Below are 24,554 nucleotides of genomic sequence, written 5' to 3'. Positions count from 1 at the left end.
TCGTGAACCTAACTCAGACTTGTCGGGGTCAACGGCTGTTGACCCCGACGGGGACTACTCCGGTCATCAGCTTTCCGCGATCACCTCAGCTAAAGTTTGTAATAATTGGCTGCTGGTGTAAGGTTTCAACAAAAATCGCTTCACATTCGCGTCTAAAGCTAGTTGTTGATTACTCAGTAATCCACTAATGGCAATAATTTTAAGCTGGGGATTCATTTTTTGCAGAATATCGATCGCCGTCACCGGATCTAGATTAGGCATAATCATATCCATAATTACCACCTTGACTTCCTGTTTATTTTCCACATAGAGAGCGATCGCTTCGATCGCATCACTAGCGGTCAGGGTTCTGTAATTATAGTTCTCTAAAGTCGTCTTGGTAATCTCTTGAATCAGCATCTCATCATCTACAATTAAAATCATTTCGCCCTGGCCTCTAGGGATTACTTCTGCTAGGCTTTTGCCGCTGACTTCCCCGGAGGTTGAGGGTAGGAAAACTTGAAAAGTCGTCCCTTTTTCCAACTCCGTATTAACCTTAATAAACCCGCCATGATTTTTGACAATTCCCATCACCGTGGATAAGCCTAATCCGGTTCCCTTCCCGGTTTCTTTAGTGGTGAAAAATGGCTCAAAAATTCGGTCTAATACCTCTGGAACAATGCCGCTGCCGGTATCTGCTACTGTCACCACTACATAAGCACCGGATTTGGCTTCTAAATTCATCGCTGCGTAATTTTCATCTAATTGACGATTTTCGGCAGAAATGGTTAAATTACCTCCCTTTGGCATGGCATCCCTGGCATTCACCATCAGATTCATAAAAACTTGGTGCATTTGAATAGCATCCGCTGAAATTGTCCAGAGTTCTTTGGTAGGAATTTGAGTTTTAATGGCGATCGCTTTGGGGAAGGTATGTTGAGCAATCCCGCTAACTTCTAGCAGGACATATCCTAATTGTAGTGTAACCAATTGACCCTCGGTGCTGCGACTGAACAGGAGAATTTGCTTGACTAAATCAGCCCCACGTCTCGCACTCATGGTTAGGTAAGCTAATTGTTGCTTGGTTCTTGCATCAACGTTAGTTAATTTGAGCGGCAGGATTTCACTAATTCCCAAAATCGGGGTCAAAATGTTATTAAAATCATGGGCAATTCCCCCCGCTAAGGTGCCGATACTTTCTAAGCGTTGAGCATGATAAAATTGTTCTTCAAGTTGTTTTTTTTCCGTAATATCACTGTTGACAATTAGGATAGATTTTGCTTCATCGAATAAATTTTCTACCAGCGTCCAGCTACTATCGACGATGATTTTTTGCTTGGTTTTGGTGATTTGCTGTAGTTCCCCTTGCCAGCTACCCTGAGCGAGAGTTGTTTGTATGGCTTCCTGATGTTGCTCTTTTTGATTAAATAGCTTTTCGGTTTTTTGGCCTAAAACTTCTGCGGCAGTCCAGCCATATAAACGTTCCGCTCCTTGATTCCAGAATAAAATTCGATGTTCTAAATCTTTGACAAAGATGGCATCGGTGGAAATATTCAGTAATGCAGCTTGTTCCGCAATTTTGTTCTCGGCTTTTTTGCGATCGGTGATATCCGTGGAAATCCCACACACTGCATAAACTTCTCCCAGACTATTAGCAAAAGGAAATTTCCAACTGATATAGGTATGTACTTCATCGCCGATAGGCAGGGTTTCTTCCACTTCTATAACTTGGTTATGTTCTATAACATACCGATTATTGATGGCAAAGGTATCAGCAATCTCAGGGGCGAAAAAATCATAAATATTTTTGCCGATGACTTGATCGGTAGTGGTGTTGAGCAGTGCCGCACAACGCTGATTCGCTAACAAATAGCGATTATCGCGATCGAGTAGATAAATCAAAGCTGGAGAATATTCTAAAATAGCTTTTAGTCTTTGTTCGCTTTCCAAGAGCGCTTGCTGGGCTTTTTGGCGTTCTAATAATTCTTGATGAGTTTGTTGATATAATTCCGATTGTTGAATGGCAATCCCCAACTGAATCGATAACTGTTTCATTAACTCGATTTCGGTGATTTGCCATTGGCGGGGGGCGCTACATTGATGCACAATTAATAAACCCCACAAGCGATCGCTTTGCAACAGAATGGGAACTACTAGGTTAGCTTTGACTTGAAAAGGTTGCATCAGTTGACGATAACAAGGCTGAATCTCCTCACTATTAAAATCCGGGCGAGTGCTGACCAGACCTTGCCGATAGATGTCCAGCCATCGATCGGCAAAACAGGGATCGAAAATATCGATATGAATAATTGCCGGATAATCTGGATGGACTGATTCGTTAATGACCTTTCCAGACCAATCCGGCTGAAACTTAAAAATTACCACCCGATCGGCTTTTAAGAAGTCTCTGACTTGATCCACCGTCCGCTGTAAAACTTCCTCAATATCTAAGGTTTTCCGGATATTTTGGGTAATGTTTTTGATTAGTTGCTCTCTGGCAATTTGTTCTTGAAAAGCGATTTCTGCTTGTTTGCGATCGGTAATTTCTACGGCTGTCCCTACTAGGCGATAAATTTTACCTGACTCATTTCTTAACGGGGATAAAGTGGTTAATACCCAGATTAAGCGATCGCGCCAGAATAACTGTTCCTCATAGGTGATACTCTGATTGGCTTGCAAACACCTCTGGTAATTTTGGCAAAGGCGTTTACCGATCTCAGGGCCAAACACTTGTTCCGGTGTTTTATACTGAAATTCCTGGAGCGTCAGTCCGGTAAACTCTTGGGCTGAAAGGTTGAGACTTCGGTAAAGGAAGTGGTTGTCTTCGGTGACATCCACCACAAAAATTGACGCTCGCACACCATCATAGATGCTGCTGAGAAAGGCTTCGGATTCCTCTCTGGCTAACTGCGCTTGTAAGCGATCGGTGACATCATTCGCGAGAACCAGTTCCGCTCTTCGCCCGGAAAATTCCAAGACATGAGAGACGATTTCTACCAGAATCAAACGCCCATCTTTTAATCGATGATGCCAAATTCCGGCAGCATCAATCCCTTGGTTTACTTCGGCTATATTTTCTCGCAGACGTGGGATATCTTCAGGAGAGCGAATATCGGCGATGGTCATTGACAAAAATTCGGTTTCAGAATAGCCGTACTTGGCCACTGCCGCCCCATTAACCGCTAAAAATCTGAGCGTTTCTACGTCGTAAACCCACATCGGTTGGGGATTGCATTTGAATATTAGGCGATAGCGTTTTTCGCTTTCTCGCAAGAAGGCTTCAGCGGTTTGTCGATCGGCTTCCAGGCGTTTGCGATCGCTGATATCACGGGAGTAGATAGCTAATCCACCGTCAGGCATGGGATAGACGCGATCGCCGATCCACATTTCCCACCGCTCATAGTAAAACTCGTATTCTAGGCTGATCCGCTCCTTCATCGCCTGGTGTAGAAGGACGTAGGGTTCGCTGCCAATCATGTCCGGGAACATTTGCCAGATATTTTTCCCCATCACTTCAGACCAACTCATGCCAATGTTGAGCAAAAATTTGTCATTGGCGAAGGTGCAACACCAGTCTTTATCCCAAACGATCAAAGCATCGGTGATACTGCCGAGAATGCCGTTGATAAAATTTTCTCGATTTCTCAAGGCTTGAATCGCTTTGGCAAGCTGAATTATTGACCAAAACTTCTCGACCGTTGCCTCCAGCAAAGCCACTTGATCCGGTCGCCAAGTTTGGGGAGTCCGGGCATTAATCGCCAGCACCGCTACCCAGCGTCCTTCATGGATACAGGGAATGCCCACAAATGCACCAATCCCTCTTTGTGCAAAGTTGTCCGCAAAGGGGGCCGTAGAGGGATCGGTGGCGACGTCAGGGACCACCACCGCTTCCCCCCTTTGAAAACGCTCTACTAGGTCCGGGAGAATCAGTTCTGATAAGCGATAGGTTCCCACCACACTGGGAATGTCTGCTTGGCGCCGCCAGTCTTGGGTGACGTGGCTGATATCTTCTGGGACATTCACCTCCTGCCAAACCACCCGCTCTACATTGAGATATTCGCCTAAACTTTTGATAGCTTCCCAGAGTATTGCCTCTGCATCATTTAGTTGTTCTAAGCGCCGATGCAGTTCATTGAGAAATTGCTGATTCTGTTGGGCGATTTTGCGATCGGTAATATCCAGGAAAACCGCTGTACCCATCCAGCAGGAGCTTGCTTCATCCCAGACGGCAAACTGAGAGGAGATAATCCAGCGCCAAGAACCATCTTTATGTAAAAAAGGATATTCTACGCTACTCGGTCGATGCAGCCGATAATCTTCAAATGCCCGATCCACAATCGTTTCTAAATCGGCGGCAGGGACGCGACTTGACCACAGAGTTTGATCCGCTAATAACTCTTCTGGGGTATAACCGAGGATTCTTTCGCACCCCGCCGACCAATATTCAAATTCCCATCGGCGATCGGGGAAGGCTTTATAATTGGCGATCGCGGCGATCGCTGTATCTAAAATTCTGCTTAATTCTGGTTTTGTTGCAGAAAGGGCAGAAGTAGTAAGCCACTGCGGTCTTGGGGTCTCCGTAGGCGCTAGAGCAAGTGACGCAATTTCTGATTGATTTTGAGCGTCTTGAGAATTACTTGCCCAGGGATTAAGCGGTGTCATCGGCCTAAAGGTAAATTTTAAAGGTATATGAATAGTTTAAATCACCTGTGTATAGTCTAAATGTTTGGCGAGCATCTCGTTTTTGTCGATTTGTAGAGCGCAGGCCGTTTTCCCTGCTTCTTCTGTAAATACACGGGGGATTTCCGAAACCCCTTGCAATAAGGATGTAATTGGCAACCCTGGATAGGCAAATTTGACCAGGCCAATCTCCATCTGAGGATCAATAATCATCCCTCGGCCAACGCGATCGCTCAACTGGATTCATCATTCACTAAAAACAAATACCTCCCTTTATTGTATGATCGATAACTGTTCATTGCCACTATTTCTTGCGGCCGAAAAAAAGCATCAAAAGCAACGGCAAAAACTAAATTTAAACTAATCTATATATGGTATCTTTTAGAGGCCAACCAATTTATGAATTTTTCATATCTATTACGAATATAAAAACTTGAATAAAATAGTTCATCGGAGTTAAAATCATTTTTTTGGCTAACATTTTTCTCGATTTTTGACTGTGATTCAGCGGCGATCGCCCCTACGCTTTTAGCATACCGTTGTAAATATTCTCTCCGGCTTCATCTCCGGTTTCATTCACAAAGCCGTTATTTTGTCCCCCGGTGTCCCACGCACAAGAGAGACAGGCGCTTTTATGGTTCTTTGCCTTGTAAAGCTTGGGGTAACTTTTTTTCTGCCCCATATTCGAGTCAAGGCAGACCGCCCCCGGTTTCTGGCAAATTTTCATCAAAAGGATGTTTTGTCATAGAATTACGGAAATTGACGCATCGTTAGCGCCAAATTATAGTGGAAAATGAACAGTCAAGGGTAAATCGTTAGTTATTTTCAGGCGTTAAAGCGAAGGAGTGCTATGGAAACGAAAAAACTTTACCGCAGCCGCAATGGAAAGGCGATCGCTGGAATTTGTGCCGGATTAGGAAAATACTTTCAAATCGATCCAGTCATCATTCGCCTAGGTTTTATCTTTTTAGCCTTAGCCGGTGGTCCTGGAGTCATCATTTATGTCATTATGTGGATAGTTGTCCCCGAAGAACCTTAAACCGAGAATCCTAACTTCATCCGCTGTTATTTCCTGGTTAATTGATATGACAAAAAAACAAAAATTTCCTTATCTAGTTGGTTCCAAATGGACTTCTACCAAACAAACTTGGGGTTGGCGACATTTCCAAGTAGTGAATCGCAAAAATGAGGGTAAATGGGTATTTGCAGAAATGGTCGCTTCTTGTGATGAGGAGGTGCGTTTCTGGTTAAATGCCAACCAACTAAAAGACCGTTCCCTCTGGCAACCGGGTTGGCAGTCTTTAGCAGAAATGGCCCAACCCGAACCAGAAAATTATTTTCAGAGTCTTGATTAACTCCAGGAAAAATTATTTTTATCCCAGGACAAATCAAGCCGATCAATATTGATCGGCTTGATTTGTCCAATTGTCAAAATCACAAATCAGTGCTATAGTATATGGTAAATTCAAAATATTTGTTAAATTCCTAACTCTTTTAACACTATGAGTCTCATTGGCAATATCATCTGGTTAATCTTTGGCGGTTTCGTGGCAGGCTTAGGCTACATTGTCGGTGGTCTGAGCATTTGCCTGACGATTATTGGTATTCCCTTCGGCATCCAATCGATTAAAATTGGCTTTGCCACTATGACCCCGTTTGGTAAAGAAATTGTGGAAAGCGAAAATGCCAATAATACCCTGCAAACCATTTTTAACATTATTTGGATTTTCTTGTTTGGTTGGGGAATTGCGATCGCGCATCTGGTATCTGCCTTAATTCTGGCGATTACCATTATTGGCTTACCCTTTGCCAAACAACATATCAAATTAGTCAACTTGGCCTTATTCCCCTTTGGTCGAGAATTAAAATAAGCTGACATAATTGGGACGGGTAATGTTCAAGATTAAAAATGGGTTATCGGGGAAATATTACGGAAAGAATGATTCGTTTAGCCAGCAAAATTGAAGCTATTTTATATCTCAAAGGTCAGCCATTATCCCTGGGGGAAATTGCTGAATTTGCCAAGTGTGAAAAATCTGAGGCGGAAGCCGCGTTAATTGAACTAATTGATGATTATGCCCGTCGAGATAGTGCCTTAGAAGTGGTGGAAACCGACAAAGGTTATGTGCTGCAATTACGGGAAACTTTTCAAGGGTTGGTGAGTGAATTAATTCCCGCCGAATTGGGGGTCGGAGCCCTGAGAACTCTGGCGGTGATTGCCCTGAAAAACCCGATTAGTCAAACCGAATTAGTCGATTTACGCGGGTCGGGGGCTTATCAGCACGTGCAAGAGTTAGTCGAACAAAATTTTGTTCGCAAACGGCGTCAGTCTGATGGGCGTTCTTATTGGTTGCACGTGACCAATAAATTTCATCAATACTTTCAGGTGGATAAGTTACCCAAGCAGTTAGAATTATCTTTGAAAAATTTGCCCAAAGATGAGGCGGAAACCCTGGAGGAAACCGAGGAGCAGAAAAAGGTAGAGGAATAGGGAAACCATTCCCGGATTTGGTGGGTTACGGCGGAGCCAAATATGGGGATGTTTTCCGCCAATTTTTCACCGCCTAACCCACCCTACGAATAACTTTTCTTGACCCCGACCCAAAATTTTATGCCTTGATTTACGTTTCAGACTATGTTAAAATTGGGGTAAATCCTTATAGAACTTTGCGGAGTTATGAAGTACAAAAAAATTGTCATTCCCGCGCAGGCGGGAATCCAGAAAATCTCTGTAATCTAATAAAAACCGCGATAGTCATTTTTTAATTTAGAGAACCATGATCTTAGAAGATTACTTTAATTTTTTAGCTGACGATGACATTCGGCTAAAAGGCACGAGAATCGGCATTGAAACAATTTTGTTTGACCACCTTTTTCGGGCAAAAACTCCCGAAGAAATTGCTAACACCTATTCTTCATTAACCTTAGAACAGGTATATGCAACAATTTTGTACTATTTACATAATAAGCCAGCGGTTGAGGCTTACATGACCGATTGGTTAGAATGGGGGGATAGAATGCGAGCCGAACAACAGCGTCATCCTCGCCCAATTGTCGAGAAATTGCGAAAAATGAAAGCCCAAAAGCTGGCGAAATTAACGGATAATGCTCAAGTATCTTATTGATGAAAATGTCGATACCACTTATACCAATCAAGCCGATTAAACTCAGATTTATTCGCGATCGCCGTTGGAGATACCACTGCTCCACCGAAAGGAACTTTAGATCCAGAAATTTTACTTTGGTGTGAAGCGCATGATTGTATTTTAGTGACTAACAATCGCAAATCTATGCCAGTCCATCTGGCCGAACATATCGCTTTAAACCATCATATCCCTGGGATTTTTATCCTCAGTCCCAAGTTAAGTATTGGTGAAAATTTGGAGCAGTTAATTTTAATCGCTGAAGGTTCATTTAATGATGAGTATCAGGACAGAATAGAATTTTTGCCTCTCTTTTGACCAATTTTTTTCAGGTATTTGATCTTCCCGGATTTGGTGGGCTACGGCGGAGCCAAATATGGGGTGTTTTCCGCCAAATTGTCACCGCCTAACCCACCCTACTAATAACTTATTTGATTATCCCGGATTTGGTGGGCTATGGCGGAGCCAAATATTGAAATGTTTTCCGCCCAATTTTCGCCGCCTAACCCACCCTACTAATAACTAAATCCGAGATTCTCAGAAATGAAATATAAGATAAATCAAGGATCCGAAACAAATCCCTAAAGAAATTGTAATTAGTCTAACTCTAAAAGTTGTGAACTTGTCAAGCTGATTATTTTTATAACAGGATATTTGTTTAATTAGAGGAGAATATAATTTAACAGAAAATAACCCAAAGAAAAAGGGAATTAAAATGTATAAAAACTCACTATCCAATTCTACCCAGCTAATAGTAGCTGTTAAATCAGAAATTGGACTATACAACGGTTCAGCCATAAGGAAAATTGAGAAATAATTTATCATAAAATTAGGAATACGCAAAAAAACAATATAGATAAACAACCATCCTTTATTAATTTTCCTAATTTCCTCAAATATCACACATAGATTAACACAAAATATTGGTAAAAATGACCATAAAAATAAAGTGATAAAAGCGATTAAATCGAAAGGAATGAGAGTAGTGAGATCCCAATATAAAGACAGTAAATAACCAGCGATACAAAAGAAAGTGAAAACCCAGGCAATACCTCTCCCCTGCGAATTTTTTAGCGCATTGAACACTGTCAATGGCTGAAAAGGATTCACCAGAGGTTGATTGGTTGGCGGAGGCTGCGGAATTTGCAGGGGTGGATTCACCGGAGGTAGAGGATAATTCGGCGTTTTTGTGGCATATAATTCTTGTTCTAATTGAGCGAGTCGTTGTAAAATAATCGTGGTATTCGCGGGTCGAGCTTCCACATCAGGCCGCATCAATTCATCAATAAAATCCCGCAAAGGTTGAGCATATCCTTGAGCAGACTTTTGCCACTGTAAACCTTGACTGATACTAGCCGGAAAATTTGCCGGTTCTTGTCCAGTCAGTAAAAATACAAACGTTCGCCCCAAGGCAAAAAAATCCGATCGCGTTTCCGCTTGACCATCTTGCTGTTCGTAGGGAGTATAACCACTAGAAACAATCCCTGTCACCTGTTTTCCTTGTTGCTTTTGAACATAGGTTTGGGTTTCTTCTCGTGCTGTCCCGAAATCAATCAGGGCTAATTGCCCGTTGTTACGGAGCATAATATTAGCGGGTTTAATATCTCGATGAAAATAATTCGCCCCATGCACCAAATCGAGAATCTCAACTAACTGCCGTAACCATCGTAGGGCGGCTTTTTCGGAAATGGGTTCAAACTTGCGTCGTTGAAGATAAATATAGAGATTTTCCCCCTGGATGTATTCCATAATTAGACAGTTTAGGGGTGGATGATTGCTATTAATCCGATTGTTAAGACGATAGATAAATGGAGAGGATGAGTCTACTTTAGGAATCCCCGGATGATCCAGTTTCTTTAAAACCTCGGCTTCTTGATTAAAGAGTTCTACTGCTTTTGGGTCGAGATTGTGTAAAACTTTTAAAACATATTGTTCCCCGGCATCATCAATTAGATAGGTAATGCCACATCCACCGTGACCTAATTTACTGATGACGCGGTAGATATCGGAAATCAGCAGAGAAGAACCACAGGAGTCGCAAAAAAGGTTCTGACCCTGATCGATTTGTTTTTGGGATTTTTGGCAATGGGGATTAATACATAGACTCATAGGAATGACTGTGCTATTTTAGTAGTTCAGAAACCGGGTTTCTTTAGACCATCTGGGTAAGGATGCAAATATTATCGCATAAACCCGGTTTCTTGGTTGAGGAAAGGAGAGTGAGAAGCCGCAAGTCAAAAACCGGGTTTCTTTAGACCATTTGGGTAGAGGATGCAGATATTATCGCAGAAACCTGGTTTCTTTGTCGGCATATCAAAGTGAGAAATCCAGTTTCTGCCCATAAAAAAATAGACAAGAATGCTTTCATAAATATCTTGATCCCCCCAACCCCCCTTCCCAAGGGGGGCTTTTTCTAATGAACTGTGTCACGAATTCTCGACGATCGCGATCGCTTGTATCTGTTTCAGAGATTCAATTTGAGGTACGGTGAGAAGAAATCCGATCGCCCAGGTAGGGCAGGAGAATCGATCGTGCAGGCATTAAAAGGACGTGATTTTTTAAGTTTGCTGGATTTAAGCCCAGCAGAACTGGCAGAGTTACTGGAATTGGCGGCTAACATGAAGTCGGGCAAAGTCACTGCCCGATGCGAAAAAATCCTGGGATTGTTGTTTTCCAAGGCATCCACCCGCACGCGGGTCAGCTTTTCGGCGGCGATGTACCAACTGGGGGGTCAAGTGATGGATCTCAACCCGATGGTGACACAGGTGAGTCGGGGGGAACCTTTGCAGGATACGGCGAGAGTTTTAGACCGCTATTTAGATGTGTTGGCCATTCGCACTTTTGCCCAAGCGGATTTGGAAACTTACGCCAAATATGCCGAAATTCCCGTGATTAATGCCCTGACTGATTGGGCTCACCCTTGTCAAGCTTTGGCGGATTTAATGACGATTAAGGAATGCTTTGGCCAATTTAGCGGGGTGACGGTGAGTTATTTCGGCGATGGGAATAATGTGGCTCATTCTTTGATGTTGGGTTGCGCCATGATGGGCATGAATGTGAGAGTGGCGACTCCCCCAGATTATCAGCCCAACGTAGAAGTGGTGGGCAAGGCGAAAACTTTTGCGGGCGATCGCTCGGAAGTGCTTGTGACTACTGATGCGATCGCTGCTGCCAAAGGGGCTCATGTGCTTTATACCGATGTTTGGGCCAGCATGGGGCAAGAGGCAGAAGCAGATAGCCGGATTCCCGTATTCCAACCCTATCAAATTAATTCAGAACTATTAAAGTATGCCGATCCAGAGGCGATCGTCTTGCATTGTTTGCCTGCCCACCGTGGGGAAGAAATTACCGATGCGGTGATCGAGGGCGATCAATCCCGCGTTTGGGATCAGGCAGAAAACCGGATGCACGCCCAAAAAGCTTTGTTAGCCAGTGTTCTCGGTGCGACATTTGAGGGTTAAGATATTTTGTTATTGGTTGTTGGTTAGTGATGATAGGGGTTCTCGATCGCTATCAAATAAATTTCTAACAAATAACCAGTAACTTCTTAACAACGATCTGAATTTCAACCACTGACTATGGCTATCTTCCGTCAATACATTGCCCCCTTTTTCATTTTGCTGGTATTCTTGTTTACCCTGATGGTAGTCAGTGCCCGGATCTGGTTGCCGTCAGATATGATTGCCCCAGCCCCCGTTGATGAAGAAATCATGGAGGAACAAGCACTTTTTCCGGCTTCGGAAAGACTGTCTGTGTTGATTAAAGGTTTACCGGATTTTCCGGGTATGGCGGGAAATTCATAAGTAGACCTCTATAAAATAAATTCACCACAGACCCCATCAGAAGAAAAGCTGTCATTCCCGCGCAGGCGGGAATCCAAATATTGACGCCTGGATAACGAAAAGTGCCATTAATTATGTTCACCTACTTGCCGAACATGATTTCGTCAATGATTTTCATGGTCTGATTTTATAGTTTGATTTTGATGTTTATTTTCAGGAATGCCCGTGTCTAATTTGCTGATTCCAGGCTACGAGTTGCGTGCCGGTTCGACTTTAGAACGGGCATTGTTATTAAAGTTTTTACAGCGCACTTATAAAGAAGCTTACCCCAAGCAAGATTTTTCCCATTTGGCGATGACGGTGGATCAGTATTTGTCCCCAGAAACGCCGATTTGGTGGGTAGAAGTTGCCGCTGAAGATGCCGGTCAAGACTTATCTTCTATCCGAGATTTTTCTCCTTTTTCTCCAGTTTTGCCCGTGGGTTGTTTGTGGGTGGGGAATGTGATCGACCAGGTGAAGGGCGATCGCCATAGTCATATTTTTATGGTGTATGTTGCCCCAAAACATCGTCGTCAAGGTATCGGGGCGGCGTTAGTTCAGCAGGCAGAAACTTGGGCAAGACAAAGAGGCGATCGACAGATTACTTTACAAGTGTTTCTCGATAATGAACCGGCGCTAAATTTGTATCAAAAAATGGGTTATCAGCCTTATTCTTTGTTGATGCAGAAACCTTTGAGTTAATTTTGTTTATTTTACCACAAAGACACAAAGGACACAGAGAATTTTTCAGAAACCGGGTTTTTTGACCACCGCAAAATTATAGATTAGAATTAATCAGCGATGCCACACCTGTGGGCTGTGGTATCGTATTAATATCAGCATAATACCGTCATAAATTCAGCCGTAATATAAAATGAAAATTCAACAAGTTCAGTTAAAGAATTTCAAAAAGTTTAAAGATTTAACCTTAGACTTTACCGATCCAGAAACCGGGTTAGCCCAAAATTTAATTGTTCTCATTGGTATGAATGGGTCAGGAAAAACCAGTGTTTTACAGGCGATCGCCGCGACTTTGGGGACGGCAACGGGACGGTTAAAGAAACCTTCAGATTTAGTATGGCCAGGATTTGTCCCTGAATTAGTCAGCATTAATTGGAGACGTTTGCATCCAGAAGTAAATCTCAAGGTAGAGTTTTCAAAGTCAGAACTCAAAGCAGTGAGTGAGTTTCAACAGCAACTCCAGGAAGTGGGGCAAGAGTTAATTCCACCCGCCCAAGAATATCTAGTTTCTTTGCGATGGCAATATGACCGAGTTCTCGCTAATAGTGCGGCGGAATTATTTCAATTTAAAGGACGGGAATATGCTAAACAATTAAGTCGGATTTCTGGCTTCCAAGTCTTTGAACTCACGGGTACAGTTTTTTGGTACACCGAGCAAAGAACTTCCACCAGTTTAAGCACTGAAGAGCCAGAAATAAAATTAGAAATTACCGAGGATACCTTGCGCGATCGCCTTTCTAAGTGGCAAGTTTTTCATAATTTTGTTGAAACCGGAAAAATTCAAAAGCTGCGACCGGGACAAAAAGATTTATATGCGGAAATGGAACGAGCGTATCAAGCAATTTTTGCTCAACGCTCTTTTGATGGGACGATTCCCAGAGAAGACCCCAATGACATCCTCAGCGAACCGTGGTTTTATCTCTATGATGGTGACAATTCCTATGAAATTTCGGAAATGTCTGGGGGGGAACGGGCGATTTTTCCGATTCTCATAGATTTCGTTAATTGGAATATTCATAATTCGGTTATTTTAATTGATGAATTGGAATTACACTTGCATCCTCCGCTACAGCAGGCACTCCTGAGTGTTCTGCCAAGTTTAGGCAAAAACAATCAATTTATCATTACGACTCATTCTGATGCGGTTGCCCAATTAGTCCCAGAGGAAAGTATTATTCGCTTAGATATGTAATTATGGAAATTTCAAATCTCCCAGATTTATTTTGATTGGGACAAATCTTGCGACTCTACTTTGAGCCTGATTCTGACTATGATTATAGTTCCCCTAAAGCGGCGCGATCGCAGAAAGTTTGTTAAGCTTTTTCTCGTAATGTTAAATGTAATGTTAAGTTTTTTCTCATAAAACCCATAAACCGGGTTTCTGTGAGAAAGGAAACCCTGTTTTTTTCTTTATGCTTTTTTCTCCGCTTGTTTCTTTAGCTGATATTGCACAAATTCTAGGTTTTGCTTCGCTTGGGCATGATTAGGGTTGAGTTCCAGGGCTTTCTGAAAAGCCGCGATCGCCTCTGGATATGCTTCTAAATATTGAAAAGCCAGCCCTTTGCCAGCCCAAAAATCGGCATTTTGCGGATCGATTTTAATCGCCTCTTCATAAGCTTTAACCGCATCTTCATAAAGCCCTTGCCCCATGAACCCTAAACCTTGGTTATAAAAAGCTTGGGAAAATGTCCCATCAAGAGCGATCGCCTGTTGGGTTGCACTCACTGCTTCCCCATAGCGGGATAAGCGTAAAAACACCGCACTTTGATTCACCCAAATTTCCGCTAAACTAGGGCGATCGCCAATATTCGCATCTCCTTGAATAGCCAATTCATAAGCGGAAATTGCCTCTTCATACTGTCCCAAAGTAGTTAAAATTCTCGCTTGATTAAACCAAGCCAAAGACGAATCCGACTTAAGAGCGATCGCCCGTTCTGTAGAAGCCAATGCTTCAGGAAATCGGCCTAAATGCCACAGAGTTGCACTGCGATTACTCCAAGCATCCGGGTAATTAGGATTAATTGCCAATGCCCGATTTGCGGAGGTCAAAGCCTCCTCATAACGACCCAATCCAGTCAAGGCATTACCCCGCTGACTCCAAGCCATTGCCGGCCCATATTCACCCCAATTTCCATCCCCTTCTTGGAGGGCCAGATCACAAGCTTTCAAGGCTTCTTCATAATTGCCTAATCGGTTCAAATTGGCACATTGATTAGTCAAAACTAAAGAAGATTGGGGAGTAATTTTCTGTGCCCATTGATAAGCGGTACTCGCTTCCCCGTGGCGACCCAAAATACCGAGAATATTGCCGTACTCCGTCCAATTTTCCGCATTTTTCGGATTCAATACTAAAGCTTGATTATAAGACTTAAGGGCTTCATCGTAATATTTCAACTGTTTAAACAATAACCCCTGGGTTCCCCAGATAGTTGCTAAAGTATTAGGATCGTTTTCTCGGTCAGTTTTAATCGCTTGTTCGCAAGCATTTAAAGCATCAGAATAGCTGCCCAAATCCGCGAGAACCGTGCAACGTTCTGCCCAAGCAAGAGAAAAATCTGGTTTTAGTTGCAATGCCCAATCATTAGAATAGAGGGCTTGTTCAATATTACCTAATTGCCGAAAAGCTACCCCACGATTATACCAAGCGATCGCCGGACTGGTGTCTTGCCAATTCTGATCGATATTTAAAGCTTTCTCGCAAACCGCGATCGCCTCAGTATATTTTTTTAACTGAGATAAAGTCGCACATTCTTTAGCCATGATTGGGGAATTAGTGGGTTCCATTCCCAAAACTCGACGATAAGATAACAGGGCTTCGGTATATTGTTTTTCCGCAAATAAAGCATCAGCGCGATCGGTCCATACCAGTGGATCGTGAGGATTTTGATTAATTGCCTGATTACAAGCAGCGATCGCCTCTGCCCGTTTTTCTGGGTCTGACCAAGTGCCACAAACTAATGCTAACTCATCGAAAGTTTTCTCGACTGAATCTTCAGCCCGCAAATTCTTAGCAAAAACCAAGATGCCGCCCAACAGGGAAGAACTGACCAAGAAAAATAATAATGGATTTCTGAATATGCTGAATATACTTTTGGTTGGTAATTGGGTTTGTAACCCTTGTTGATTATTCATAAATTTTCTCCTTACCCCCGATTTCTCCCCCAGGACACAGAAACCGGGTTTCTGTTGTGGATATCAAAGTTAACGCTGGCATTCAAACAAGAAACCCGGTTTCTAGTCCTTATCACAAGTTATAGGGCTAAAATCAGGAGCGATCGCCCCACATAACTTAGCATTTTTTAGATTAGCCCCCGCTAAATTAGCCCCAGACAAATTCGCCCCACTCAAATCAGCATTTTCTAAATTAGCCCCAGACAAATTTGCCCTAGCTAAATTTGCCCCAGCTAACCGGGCTGAGTCTAAATTCGCCCCACTTAAATCCGCTTCTTCTACCGTAGAATTACGCAAATCAGCCGCTACCATCAACGCCGAATTCAAATTAGCTTTACTTAGGTTTGCTGCTAACAAATTCGCCCGACGTAAATCAGCACTTAATAAATTTGCTGCCATTAAATTGACATTGCTTAAATTAGCATAATGCAAACTAGCATCCTGGAGATTAATCTCACTGAGGTTGGCATTTTGTAAATTACTCATAAACAAATAAGCCCCCAGCAAATTGGCATTACTCAGGTTAATTCCCGATAAATTCTTACCTTGTAAATTCACTCCAGGGATTTCGACTTTACTCAAGTCTTTGCTGGTTAAATCTTGATTAGAAATCCTCCAATAATTCAGCCATAAAGACTCAATCATGGTATCATTATTAATAATAGTATCTTGAAAATTAACCCGCCAAAGACTTGCCCCCAGCAAATTAGTACCCCTTAAATCTGACCCTTGCAAATTAGCCATTTCTAAGTTAGCATTGGCTAAGTTAGCCTGAGTCAAATTGGCCTGTTTTAATACCGCCTGTTGTAAATTAGCTTCTTGTAAATTTGCCTGGGTCAGATTTGCTGTTTCTAACTGCGCCGTTTCTAACTGCGCTTTGGTCATATTGGCTTGGGATAAATTGGCGCCAATTAAATTGGTTTCTCTGAGAATTGTTTCCTCCATAATTGCCTGAACTAAAGTCGCCCGAAATAAGGTAGCTGCTGATAGTTGGGCTTCGGCTAAATGCGCCCCACTTAAATCAGCGGCTTCCAGTTTTGCCGCCTGTAAATTTGCTAATCTTAAATCAACCAATTTCAGATTAGCGCCCCCTAAATCTGTTTCTCTCAGGTTAGCGCGAATCATTTCCGATCGCTCTAAATTAGCGCCTTTGAGATCCACGCCTGCTAGGTCAGCATTTCTTAAACTACATTCCGTACAAACTCGCGTTTCGCGGAGTTTTTGTAGGTCAGATTTTCGGGCAGCCAGAGCGGTTTCCGAAAAATAAAATAGGTAATAAAATATGTAAAATACGAGCAAAAAAGTGAGACTCGCCCCTATTTTTTGGAGTATATTTATGAGGCGATCGCGCTCTATTTTCTTCTGACATAATATCGTCTTCATTTTTTAAAATTTTCGTTTAATTTTTTTTTGTTACTCATTATTCGTCACTCGTTCCATCCTCTGTGTTCTCTGTGTCTCTGTGGTAAAAAAACCCCAAAACCTTAAACTTTATCCACAGACAAATAACTAATTAAATTGAGGATTAATTTCTGCGGGTGCTAAAGGCGTATTATCCGGGGTTGGCGGTTCTTTTTCTTCCTCACCAGCCGCCCCTGGAGTACCCGCCGCCCCAGGAACTCCAGGAACTTCCAGCGTACCGGGAACGCCAGGAACACCCGCTGCCCCAGGAACACCCGCTGCCCCAGGAACACCCGCTGCCCCAGGAACACCCGCAGCGGCTCCTGCACCGCCCGGAGTGGCAGCTACAGGGGGCGCAGGCGGTGGCGGTGGTGGCGGCGGTGCTAAGGTTTGAATGGCCACGGTGCGGGTTAGTTCTTGACCTTGAGCATTGGTGACTTTCAGGGTAATGGTTTCTTGCCCTGGGTCTGGGGTGACGGGATAGGTGACAGAACCCTGGGGCGAGACACTGCCCGGGGCGGGCAAAATCTCTACTTTCATATCTTGACCCCCACTGACTTGCCAGAATAAGGTCAGGACAATGGGTTTTGTTTTCGGTTGAGTTTCAAAAATATATTTCGGTGCGGCGGCTTGTCCATTAATATTAAATGCCAGAATATTAATTGGCACGGGTTCCGGTATAATTTTAATAATTTCGGTTTTTTTGGTGGTAATGCCTTCTTGGGTTTGAGCGTTTTTGGGTAAGACAATTAAGTCAAAAATATAATCATCCGGTTGATTGGCTCCCGTGGGGACATTTTTGCACACAAGTTGCGGCCCACTGAGGCGGCAATAGTCTTTTAAAGCTACCGGAATTCCTTGGGTAAAATCATAACGTTGTAAGGGACTATTCACCCGACCATCCGGCGATCGCCCTATCAGTCCTATCTCTTGAACTTGACTGACCTGTTCCACCTGCCAATTTAGCAGAATACTATTAACTTTAGGAGTGACCGTATTGGCTGCGGGAGTTTGATTCGCGGCCAAATTTGCCGCTTTCAACTTCACCTCTTCATACACCAGTTGACTGGGAGCAAATTCGACAATCTTCGGCTGAGGAATACCCTTAATTTGAATCGCATTAGTTTTAATCACTGCCGACGGTGAGCCATCCCCAATGCTGGGAATCACTTGGAGTTCAAACATATAAAGTCCGGGTTCCTTCGCGTCCGTGGGTACATTTTCACAAGTCAAAACCGTGCTATCCAGATTTTTCTGGCAATAGCGCTCTAATTCAGGGGACATTCCCTGAGTAAAGTCATAAGTTTTTTGAGTTTGAATGACGCCTTCTTGGTTTAATCCCATTAAGCGCAATTGTTTAATTTGATTGGGATTATTTAAGCGCCAATTGAGTAAGATGCGATCGCGAAGCGGCGCGGATGCGCTATCGCCTATACTTTGGTCTGTACTTTGTCCAGAACTTTGTCCAGAACTTTGGCCGATACTTTGCCCGGTGCCGGGAATACTGGCCGGAACTGCTAATAAAGACCTGCCTTGATTTCCTCCTTGTTGATAAATAGGTTGGGTAGATTCAACTTGAACAGCTTGGGGAACAGGAATTGCTTCAATCCGCACCGAAGTTGTTCTCAGGGTAACGGGTTCTACGGCTTTTCTGCCTTTTTTTGGCATCACCGTCATTTCAAAAATATAGTCCCCGGATTTGCGGGCATCAGTCCAAACATTTTGACAAGTGAGTTGAGGTTCTGGGACACAAAAATCTTGGAGTTCTTTTGGCAGAGTTTTCTGGCTCAAATCATACACAAACGGCCCACTTAATACCAAGCCATCTGGGGACATTCCCGTAATTTTTATATATTCAATTTTTTGCGGATTGCCGATGCGCCAATTCAAGCGAATTGCATCATTATTAATTTCTTTATATTTAATCGGTTCAGGAGAAAATTCAATAATCTCTGGTTTAATTGGTGGTTTAGTGATTAACCAAAAAATGAAGTAAATCAGGGCGGCTAAACTGCCCGTTAACAGGAAAACTAAGAGTAAAAATTGCCACCAAGGACGGGGTTCCCACATCAAAGTCCCTTGGAAATGATTCGTCAGCAAGGGCAACTTTTGGGTATCTTCCAGGTCAACCACAAAGTTGAGCATTCGCCCATAAAAAGGGCGGCGTCCTTTGGTGGGTTTTACCTGAATTCCAGCGATCGCGGAACCACCGGGAGACAAGCGCACTTTTGACGGCGCAACGGTATAAGTGCAGATGTTATCTTCATCGGCATCTTTGGCAAAAATATCAATTTCTCTAATGGTATTGCCGGAATTTTGAAAGCGCAGTTCAAACAACCCGGCTTGATTTTTTACCTTACTCACCAAGGTAATAAAATCTACCGTAATCAGGTGAAATTCGGCGATTTCCAGATAAACGACATCTAGTAATACGAGATCGGGATTATTTTCTGAATAAAGCCGAACTGTTGGAGCGTACATTCCCGCCCAAGCGGTCATGGGTGGACTTAAAAATAATAAAATATCTCCCTTGTCTCCGGGGTTGAGTTCGAGTCCTTGGGTGCTGGTAATAATGCCCGCTAGGGGCAAACCTTCAGGATAGATCACCCGAAACCATTTGGAGTCTAAATCCGGGCAAGTGAGACGAAAGCGATCCACACGGTCGGATCGGTTGTGAACCGTAACTTTTAACTCCAGTTGTTCTCCCCGTTGCAACATAGCCGGTTGCAGAGAACTGGTGGCAGGTTGAAGGGTGAAGGTAGCATCGGTGGCGGTGCGAGCTTCCTCCACAAACGGCATAACTTGCAGTTTAGCCCGGTGATAGATGGGGGTATTTTCTGGATAATGCTGTTGGGCATCGACCACCAGCAGATAATCGTAGGTATCGGGAATGGCGTTGTCCGGGACTTTAATTTTTAAGACCACCTCACTGGACTGTCCCGGGTTGAGGGCGAGATATTCGTGAGGAGAGACACACCATTGTCGGACGGGCTGAGATTTTTCATCAATATAAATATCAATCAAGGCACTAATCGGACCTTGATTGGTGACAGTGATGCTGAGTTTTAGACCGTCTTCGTCTCCAGCGATGACCGTTGCGAGTCCAGACGGATTTCGGATAATTCCTAGGGGACTGCCCACAGAATGACCGGGACGGCTGTTTACGCTCAAGCCATTCATCTCCTCCGGAGGGGCGCTCAAGGGCTGAATGGTCATTAGTCTCTCCTTATATATTGTTATTGGTTATTGGTTCTTTGTTATTTGGGAGCGGGAAGGAACGGTGAGCGGGGGGGGGAACGAGGGGGGAGCGAGGGAGCAGGGGAGGGAATCAAGAGCCACAGCCTGGGGCGACTTTTTGATCGATGGTTTTGCGTTGTAGGCGTTGAAAACGAACTTGCCGATCGCTGCTACCACTAATAATCAACATATAATCCCCCACCCGTTTCACGTCAATACTGTTAATAATCTCTTTGTTTTTGGCCTTGTTTTTTGCCTGCTTGACGGGATATCCTTCTGGTTTGGCACGACGACCAGCTTGGGTCAAGGGCCAAAGCATGATGCGCCCGTCGGCACCGCCACTGACCAGGTGACAACCGTCGGCAGTTAAAGCCACGGATTGTACGGGTTGATCTTGATGTCCGCTAGACCATCGATCGATGGGTTGGCAGTTTTGAGGGGATGCCATGCAAAGGTTGAGATCCCAGAGGGTAATGTATCCCTGCCGATCGCCCGTAGCTAAGAGATTGGGCTTGGATGCAGCGGTATCGATACTGAAAATATAGTCTTCTTGACTGCCCGGTACAGGATAGGGCAGGTTTTGACGGCTGTTGTTGCCAAGATTCCACAACACCAGGTTGTTATATTGACCGGCGATCGCCAGGGTTTGGCGATCGGAACCAACCAACTCCAGGGCATATACGGCAAAACCGGCATTAAACCGATTGTTCGGTCGATTAATAATATCTCTGGACTCGAAGGTGTCAGCGGATGGTTGGCTTTGCTGGAGTATTTGGGGATCGGTATCCCACTGGAAGACTAAACCGCTGCCATGACCGCTAAATAGGTAGCGGGAGTCAGCACTAAATTCCAAAGATAAAACCCGGTCAGCTTTTTGATAAGAAAAAGTGGCGATCGCTTGTCGCGGTTGATTCCTATTCCCCTTAGATGATAACAAATCCCAGAGTTGAATCTCACCGTTTTCCAGTCCGACGGCGATCGCATTATTATCACGAGGGCGATAGCGAATCGTTCGCACCGCTTTATCGAACTTAGCAAACTCCCCTTGATCGTCGAGGTGATTTCCCTTCACCCTCCAGGTGCGGATGGTTTGGTCATTCGACCCACTCACAACCCAGTCGGCAAGTCCGCTCAACTGGACAGCGTTCACGGCGCTTTTGTGACCTTGGGGGTTTAAATGAAACGCCAAAACGATCACCAAAAAGATCAGGAATAGTCCACTACCTTGAAGCCAGCGAGGAATGACGGGCATAACTTCAAGTTCCAGGACTTGGATATCATTGCGGACATCCACGCGATTGTCCGAAACTACTGCTCCGACTTGCAAGATCAGTTTTTGTACCCAACCGAACCAAGGGCGACGCTTGCAGGCTCGCAGTTCTAAGGGTTTTATTTCTCCAGGGGCGATATTTTCTTGTTCTGGAAATAGTTCTAGGGTGCAGTTGGGCAGGTCTTCGCCCACCATCTGAATACTGACTTGCTGTTGAAGATTACTGGCGTTTTCAACAGCTACTTGATAGGTGACGGGCAGCGATCGCCAACTGGGCAACCAAGTCTGCAACCAAGAACGTTCTGGGGGAATTTGTCGTCGCTTTGGGTCGCAATTAAACTCCACATATCCCGCTGGGAGGACTTCGATATAGCCTTCGGCCAAAGCTGGCGAACCCTTGGCATGAGAAGCTTCCACCTTAAAACCATAGACTTGACTCAGGGTTTGGGAGGTGGGGGGTAATTGACAGGAAAAACTGGTTTGTCCTTGTTTCCCAGGGGCAATTTGTAATTGTCGTTCCATACCATCGGGAAACCAAGTGGATTCCAAGCCTAAACAGCGCACCACCGCATTCACCGAAAGTTGGGTAGGGTTCGTCACTCGCACCGGGATTTCTAGATGAGAGTCGGGAAGTGCCTGAAACTGAGACATCGGCAATTCCAGCACCAAAGGAACCGAACTACTTCCTTGTTCCACGATTAAACGGATAATTTGCCGGTCTTCTCCCCCCAGTTCCAGAGAAAATACCCGGACGGTTAAGTTCATCATGCCGATAAAACCGGGAGTGGGAGGAGCGACGATCGCGATTCTAAACTCCGTAGCAGCACCAGGGGGTTTTTTGGTGCTGACTTCTGGAGAAAGACTATACCAAGAGGCTTTTTCCTGAGATTCGATCCCGGCAGCGATCAATTCCAGTTGAAAGGAGGCAAAGCGATCGCTGCAATTAATCACCCCCACCATCAACTCTGCCGGGGAGCCTCCCGGTTTAAATGATATTTCCCGTTGCTGAACCTGCGTACTAATCAGTTTTTCCGCCATATTTCACACCAAATTTGTTATTTGTTATTTGTTATTTGTTATTATAAAATGATGTTAACAAGTAACCAATAACAGTCATGTTGGGATGACCAAAGCGATAATCAAAGGGATTACACCCCAAATAGTGTAGTGATTCGCTTACGAATCCAACTCAAAGGATTCTCATTAAAACTATTATCATTTTCTTCGATTAAACCCAAATTTTTAAACATTTCTTGACGTTCATCTAACTCTGCCTTATGTTTGTGCAACTCCAGAGCAATTTGGTCAGCGAGTTCTTGATAGTTCTGTAATAAAGTTTGCAACCCATCGCGATCCACCACAAATAACAGAGTATCCGTAGTGGTTCGCACCGTCGCCGTCCGAGGAATTCCCAACAATAAAGAGAGTTCGCCAAAAAAAGTACCATCGGATAAAGTTGTTAAAAATTTATTAATTTTTTCCACATATATTTCTACGGTTCCCGTGAGGATAATATAAAAAGCGTCCCCAGGTTCATCTTCGCGACAAACATAGTCTCCTTCCTTAATAAGTTTTTTATAGCCAATATTAATCATTTCTTGAATATCTGATTCGGAAAAATTATGAAAATACTTAACTTTTCTTAATAAATCGGCCAAATTTAAAGCTTGATATTCTTCAGTTTTACTTCGCAGTTTTTGCGCTTGCCTTAACAAATCTTGCACATAAGACTTTTGATTAATTGTCGCTAATTGAGTAGCTGCTTTGGCTTCCTCTTGCTCAAGCCGGAGTTGCTCCATCTGTTTTTTCATGCCTTTTTCTCGGTTATAGATTTTGACCGCCATTTCTTGAAAAACTCGTGCTAACTGTCCCAGTTCATCATCCCGTTTGAGTACAGGCACCAAGGTTTCAGGGTGAAACTCTTCCGCCTGAATTTCTTGGGCTGCTTTGTCCAAAAGTGAGATGGGCTTAACGATCCATCGGGAAGTAATCAAAGACACAGCCACTGCACCCCCTAAAGCGGCAAAACCTAATATCAGAGTCATCTGGGTATTAGCATAGATATCATCCATGAAATCCGCTTCTGGAATCATTAAAACGATCAGCCAATCCAGATCGAGTTCTTGCAGGGTACTGACGTGGACAAATAGGCGATCGCCATCAATTTCTAAAGAAAACGGCTCCGGTTTTGGCGGGATTTGCAAAATTTTATAATCAGACAATAATTTTTTGGCCGTCGCTTGAATCATTGGATCGCCACTTTTCGTGGCTAAAATTTGTTGACCATCTTCGGTGGAAAGAGGTTGATTCACGGAAGTCCCCACCATTTTTCCTGAACCATCAATAATAAAAGCTTTGGCCATCTGACTGGTCTTTAAACCACTCAAAAATTCACTAATTTGCGCGAGGGTGATCTCAGCCGCCATGACCCCACGTAAAGCGCCACTATTATCATAGATGGGTAGAACGGAATTAATCCCCAAACTCTGATCCCTTGCGGAAGCATAAATCGGACTCCAGATCAATCCTCTGCTGCCCTTAGCCTCCCTAAGAGCCGCTTTATACCACGGTCGTGTTCGCGGATCGTATTCTTGTCGTCTGATTTCGGGACTGCGCTTGCCTTGGGCATCCAGTTCATAAAATACCCGCAGGGGTGCCGTTTCCTGGGTTCTGATTCGCATTAAGCTTTTACCATCTTTTTGCCGCTCAACTCCAACAAAATCTCCTTGGGCATTGCCATAAAAGATATATGAAATGCCTTGTTCTTTCATCGCCCCGGCACCATCGGGTTCAAAGCCAGCCCCCGCGAATCCGGGGGTCTGGCCTAGTTGAACTTGACGCCAAAAGTGGCGCTCTAAATTGGGAAAATTCTCCACATCTAAATTGCCATTGGCGATCGCAATCTGATTCATTTTCTGGAAAAACTGAGGCGTTCCCAAGTATTTTATCACTTGAGACTTAGCCAAGTTGCTCTCTTGAACAATAATCTTGCGGATTAAATCTTCAACCTCTTTCCTCGCCGCAATAAACGAAAGCCAACAAGTCACCCCCATTGCCAGAAATATTTGGATCACCACAAGAGTGGGTAATAATTTTCTGATTGAAGCCATA

At 43.9% G+C, this 24,554-nt stretch carries 18 protein-coding genes; 10 read left to right on the top strand and 8 right to left on the bottom strand.

All coding sequences use genetic code 11. The features are described from left to right. Nucleotides 1-66: 66 nt before the first annotated feature. Nucleotides 67-4,641 (bottom strand): PAS domain S-box protein, encoded by a 4,575-nt coding sequence (locus tag ABWT76_RS08840; RefSeq protein ID WP_354635965.1) that lies wholly within the window; start codon nucleotides 4,639-4,641, stop codon nucleotides 67-69. Nucleotides 4,642-4,677: 36 nt separating this feature from the next. Beyond that, complete coding sequence (locus ABWT76_RS08835) at nucleotides 4,678-4,896, bottom strand: hypothetical protein (RefSeq protein ID WP_156331493.1); 219 nt, start codon at nucleotides 4,894-4,896, stop codon at nucleotides 4,678-4,680. Nucleotides 4,897-5,509: 613 nt separating this feature from the next. On the opposite strand from ABWT76_RS08835, the gene ABWT76_RS08830 reads away from it, so the two are divergent. From ABWT76_RS08830 to ABWT76_RS08805, 6 genes are all read left to right on the top strand, one after another. Beyond that, nucleotides 5,510-5,698: a PspC domain-containing protein gene (locus ABWT76_RS08830; RefSeq protein WP_354635964.1), complete on the top strand. Its 189-nt coding sequence runs from the start codon at nucleotides 5,510-5,512 to the stop codon at nucleotides 5,696-5,698. A gap of 46 nt (nucleotides 5,699-5,744) precedes the next feature. After that, on the top strand, nucleotides 5,745-6,014 hold the full coding sequence (locus ABWT76_RS08825; RefSeq protein WP_054464631.1) for a TIGR02450 family Trp-rich protein: 270 nt from the start codon (nucleotides 5,745-5,747) through the stop codon (nucleotides 6,012-6,014). Nucleotides 6,015-6,161: 147 nt separating this feature from the next. After that, the gene (locus ABWT76_RS08820; RefSeq protein WP_054464630.1) at nucleotides 6,162-6,530 is read left to right on the top strand and encodes a YccF domain-containing protein; all 369 of its coding nucleotides are present in this window, start codon (nucleotides 6,162-6,164) and stop codon (nucleotides 6,528-6,530) included. 68 nt (nucleotides 6,531-6,598) lie between these two features. Continuing rightward, nucleotides 6,599-7,150 (top strand): SMC-Scp complex subunit ScpB, encoded by a 552-nt coding sequence (gene scpB / locus ABWT76_RS08815; protein WP_054464712.1) that lies wholly within the window; start codon nucleotides 6,599-6,601, stop codon nucleotides 7,148-7,150. 286 nt (nucleotides 7,151-7,436) lie between these two features. Further along, a complete protein-coding gene (locus tag ABWT76_RS08810) occupies nucleotides 7,437-7,784 on the top strand; it encodes a DUF433 domain-containing protein (RefSeq protein ID WP_054464629.1) in 348 nt (115 codons plus the stop codon). A 165-nt stretch (nucleotides 7,785-7,949) separates the two neighbouring features. Further along, nucleotides 7,950-8,120, top strand: coding sequence for a hypothetical protein (locus ABWT76_RS08805; RefSeq protein WP_354635963.1), 171 nt, complete (start codon nucleotides 7,950-7,952; stop codon nucleotides 8,118-8,120). A 219-nt stretch (nucleotides 8,121-8,339) separates the two neighbouring features. Here the strand turns inward: ABWT76_RS08805 and ABWT76_RS08800 are convergent, their stop codons facing one another. Beyond that, nucleotides 8,340-9,911 (bottom strand): serine/threonine-protein kinase, encoded by a 1,572-nt coding sequence (locus ABWT76_RS08800; RefSeq protein ID WP_354635962.1) that lies wholly within the window; start codon nucleotides 9,909-9,911, stop codon nucleotides 8,340-8,342. A gap of 422 nt (nucleotides 9,912-10,333) precedes the next feature. Here ABWT76_RS08800 and argF point away from each other — a divergent pair, with 422 nt between their 5' ends. The 4 genes from argF (at nucleotide 10,334) to ABWT76_RS08780 (ending at nucleotide 13,556) form a co-directional block, all read left to right on the top strand. After that, nucleotides 10,334-11,263 carry an ornithine carbamoyltransferase gene (gene argF, locus ABWT76_RS08795; protein ID WP_354636393.1) on the top strand — a complete coding sequence of 310 codons (930 nt, stop codon included), beginning with the start codon at nucleotides 10,334-10,336 and terminating at the stop codon, nucleotides 11,261-11,263. A 117-nt stretch (nucleotides 11,264-11,380) separates the two neighbouring features. Further along, complete coding sequence (locus ABWT76_RS08790) at nucleotides 11,381-11,605, top strand: hypothetical protein (protein WP_054464625.1); 225 nt, start codon at nucleotides 11,381-11,383, stop codon at nucleotides 11,603-11,605. Between the two features lie 198 nt (nucleotides 11,606-11,803). Beyond that, entirely contained in the window at nucleotides 11,804-12,325 is a 522-nt protein-coding gene (locus ABWT76_RS08785) for an N-acetyltransferase (protein ID WP_072160627.1), read from the top strand. A gap of 172 nt (nucleotides 12,326-12,497) precedes the next feature. Further along, a complete protein-coding gene (locus ABWT76_RS08780; RefSeq protein ID WP_054464623.1) occupies nucleotides 12,498-13,556 on the top strand; it encodes an AAA family ATPase in 1,059 nt (352 codons plus the stop codon). A 218-nt stretch (nucleotides 13,557-13,774) separates the two neighbouring features. Here the strand turns inward: ABWT76_RS08780 and ABWT76_RS08775 are convergent, their stop codons facing one another. The 5 genes from ABWT76_RS08775 to ABWT76_RS08755 all read right to left on the bottom strand — a co-directional run bounded on the left by ABWT76_RS08775 (nucleotide 13,775) and on the right by ABWT76_RS08755 (nucleotide 24,553). Beyond that, a complete protein-coding gene (locus tag ABWT76_RS08775) occupies nucleotides 13,775-15,496 on the bottom strand; it encodes a tetratricopeptide repeat protein (RefSeq protein ID WP_054464622.1) in 1,722 nt (573 codons plus the stop codon). A 102-nt stretch (nucleotides 15,497-15,598) separates the two neighbouring features. After that, nucleotides 15,599-16,918 (bottom strand): pentapeptide repeat-containing protein, encoded by a 1,320-nt coding sequence (locus ABWT76_RS08770; protein ID WP_054464621.1) that lies wholly within the window; start codon nucleotides 16,916-16,918, stop codon nucleotides 15,599-15,601. Nucleotides 16,919-17,044: 126 nt separating this feature from the next. Further along, nucleotides 17,045-20,152, bottom strand: coding sequence for a transcriptional regulator (locus tag ABWT76_RS08765; protein WP_190876987.1), 3,108 nt, complete (start codon nucleotides 20,150-20,152; stop codon nucleotides 17,045-17,047). Between the two features lie 112 nt (nucleotides 20,153-20,264). Next, entirely contained in the window at nucleotides 20,265-22,481 is a 2,217-nt protein-coding gene (locus tag ABWT76_RS08760; RefSeq protein ID WP_054464619.1) for a hypothetical protein, read from the bottom strand. Nucleotides 22,482-22,591: 110 nt separating this feature from the next. Beyond that, nucleotides 22,592-24,553 (bottom strand): cyclic nucleotide-binding domain-containing protein, encoded by a 1,962-nt coding sequence (locus ABWT76_RS08755; protein WP_190876985.1) that lies wholly within the window; start codon nucleotides 24,551-24,553, stop codon nucleotides 22,592-22,594. Between the last annotated feature and the right edge of the window lies 1 nt (nucleotide 24,554).

Source organism: Planktothricoides raciborskii GIHE-MW2 (assembly GCF_040564635.1).
GTDB classification, from domain to species: domain Bacteria; phylum Cyanobacteriota; class Cyanobacteriia; order Cyanobacteriales; family Laspinemataceae; genus Planktothricoides; species Planktothricoides raciborskii.
Note: the sequence above shows the minus strand (reverse complement) of the source record. Positions and strands in the feature narration are given on the sequence as shown.

Excerpts from the sequence above, each read along its gene's own strand:
- ABWT76_RS08840 (WP_354635965.1), bottom strand. The coding sequence starts at position 4,641 with ATGACACCGCTTAATCCCTGGGCAAGTAATTCTCAAGACGCTCAAAAT.
- ABWT76_RS08830 (WP_354635964.1), top strand. The coding sequence starts at position 5,510 with ATGGAAACGAAAAAACTTTACCGCAGCCGCAATGGAAAGGCGATCGCT.
- ABWT76_RS08825 (WP_054464631.1), top strand. The coding sequence starts at position 5,745 with ATGACAAAAAAACAAAAATTTCCTTATCTAGTTGGTTCCAAATGGACT.
- ABWT76_RS08820 (WP_054464630.1), top strand. The coding sequence starts at position 6,162 with ATGAGTCTCATTGGCAATATCATCTGGTTAATCTTTGGCGGTTTCGTG.
- scpB (WP_054464712.1), top strand. The coding sequence starts at position 6,599 with ATGATTCGTTTAGCCAGCAAAATTGAAGCTATTTTATATCTCAAAGGT.
- ABWT76_RS08810 (WP_054464629.1), top strand. The coding sequence starts at position 7,437 with ATGATCTTAGAAGATTACTTTAATTTTTTAGCTGACGATGACATTCGG.
- ABWT76_RS08805 (WP_354635963.1), top strand. The coding sequence starts at position 7,950 with ATGCCAGTCCATCTGGCCGAACATATCGCTTTAAACCATCATATCCCT.
- ABWT76_RS08800 (WP_354635962.1), bottom strand. The coding sequence starts at position 9,911 with ATGAGTCTATGTATTAATCCCCATTGCCAAAAATCCCAAAAACAAATC.
- ABWT76_RS08790 (WP_054464625.1), top strand. The coding sequence starts at position 11,381 with ATGGCTATCTTCCGTCAATACATTGCCCCCTTTTTCATTTTGCTGGTA.
- ABWT76_RS08785 (WP_072160627.1), top strand. The coding sequence starts at position 11,804 with ATGCCCGTGTCTAATTTGCTGATTCCAGGCTACGAGTTGCGTGCCGGT.
- ABWT76_RS08780 (WP_054464623.1), top strand. The coding sequence starts at position 12,498 with ATGAAAATTCAACAAGTTCAGTTAAAGAATTTCAAAAAGTTTAAAGAT.
- ABWT76_RS08775 (WP_054464622.1), bottom strand. The coding sequence starts at position 15,496 with ATGAATAATCAACAAGGGTTACAAACCCAATTACCAACCAAAAGTATA.
- ABWT76_RS08770 (WP_054464621.1), bottom strand. The coding sequence starts at position 16,918 with ATGAAGACGATATTATGTCAGAAGAAAATAGAGCGCGATCGCCTCATA.
- ABWT76_RS08765 (WP_190876987.1), bottom strand. The coding sequence starts at position 20,152 with ATGACCATTCAGCCCTTGAGCGCCCCTCCGGAGGAGATGAATGGCTTG.
- ABWT76_RS08760 (WP_054464619.1), bottom strand. The coding sequence starts at position 22,481 with ATGGCGGAAAAACTGATTAGTACGCAGGTTCAGCAACGGGAAATATCA.
- ABWT76_RS08755 (WP_190876985.1), bottom strand. The coding sequence starts at position 24,553 with ATGGCTTCAATCAGAAAATTATTACCCACTCTTGTGGTGATCCAAATA.